This is a genomic window from Pedobacter sp. 01T416_2, from assembly GCF_056398925.1.
Window position 1 is genome coordinate 1 of sequence record NZ_JBFTQI010001029.1, and the last position, 1629, is coordinate 1629.

General features: G+C 39.9%; 1 protein-coding gene and 1 pseudogene. Both read left to right on the forward strand.

Translation table 11 applies throughout. The features are described from left to right. Positions 1 to 291, forward strand: a pseudogene (locus tag AC1DPQ_RS27015) (glucuronyl hydrolase); the annotation flags it as partial. Positions 292 to 349: 58 nt separating this feature from the next. Further along, positions 350 to 1629 (forward strand): DUF2264 domain-containing protein (locus AC1DPQ_RS27020; protein ID WP_477611463.1); only part of this gene is annotated, 1280 nt, incomplete at its 3' end.

The window sequence follows — 1629 nt, forward strand, 5'->3', positions numbered from 1 at the left end:
CCTACCCAATATAGAGATGCGTCTGCAGGGGCTTTGATTGCTTCAGCTCTTTTGGAATTAGGGCAATATACAGGAGCGAAAGAAAAGAAACTCTATATCAACACTGCCGAAACGATGTTAAGATCACTGGCATCTGATAAATACCGTGCAAAATTGGGTGAAAATKGTGGTTTTTTACTTTTACACAGCGTTGGGCATATGCCAAATAAAACGGAAATCGATGTACCGCTTACCTATGCAGATTATTATTACCTGGAGGCTCTTTTAAGATATAAAAAGTGGTATTTGTAATTGCCTCACTATACCAGGATCGACTATAATTCCACAGAACAAATAAAAGTTAAAAACTATGATTTATTCTATAAAAATAAAATTGAGCAGCTTTTCGTTGTTAATGTCGTTTTTTCTTGCATTTACGACAGGCGTTGATGCACAGACAAAGACGAATGAGATGCGGATTGAGACAACTGATGCCGGTAATGGCAAGAGTGACCGTGAATATTGGAGTCAATTACTCTATAAAATGAGTTATCCGGTGATTCATAATTTAGCTCAAGAAACTTTAAAAAAGAATATGCCGCTTGAGACGCTTCCCGACTACGGTAAAGCATACGGAATGGTTGCCAGTGAGGTTTCTTATTTAGAAGCTGTTGGGCGAACAATGGCAGGAGTTGCGCCTTGGCTTGCTTTACCAGATGACAATACTAAAGAGGGTGTAATGCGCAAACAATTAAGAACAGAATTGTTGCAGGGGATCGCCCATGGAGTTGATCCTAACAGTAAGGATTATTTGAATTTTTCGAAACAGCAACAGCCTATTGTAGATGCCGCTTACATGGCACATGCTTTTATTCGTGCACCCAAAGCATTGTGGGAACCATTGGATGCTTTAACAAAGAAAAGAGTTATCCAGGAATTTAAAAGCCTGCGCAACCGGAAAGCAACTTTTAATAATTGGTTACTATTTTCTGGAATAACCGAAGGATTTTTATTGAAAGTTGGAGCAGATTATGATCCGGTGCGAATAGACTATGCCATACGAAAAACAACCGAATGGTATAGCGGTGATGGCTGGTACAGTGACGGATCAAAACTATGTGTCGATTATTACAATTCCTTTGTGATGCATCCTATGATGGTTGATTTATTAGGTATAGTTACAGTGAAAAAGATGTATCCACAAGAGGATTATGATTTAGCCGTAAAACGTATGGCGCGTTATTCTGAATTTTTGGAGCGTATGATTGCGCCAGATGGTACTTTTCCTGTTTTTGGCCGATCAATGACTTATCGTACAGGTGCTTTTCAGGCATTAGCTCAAACTGCTCTAATGGAAAAACTGAATAACATTACACCCGCACAGGTAAGGTGTGGTCTAACGGCCGTTATGCACCGCATGTATGATCAATGTGATAATTTTGATAATAAGGGTTGGCTGGTTTTAGGATTTTGTGGCGCTCAGCCTGATATTGTCGATCTGTACACGTCGACGGGAAGCCTGTATATGGCAACATTGGCATTTTTGCCACTGGGATTACCTGCTGACAATACTTTTTGGACTGATGCTCCTGCAAATTGGACATCGAAAAAAGCTTGGTCTGGAAAACAAACTCCAAAAGACTACAAGGT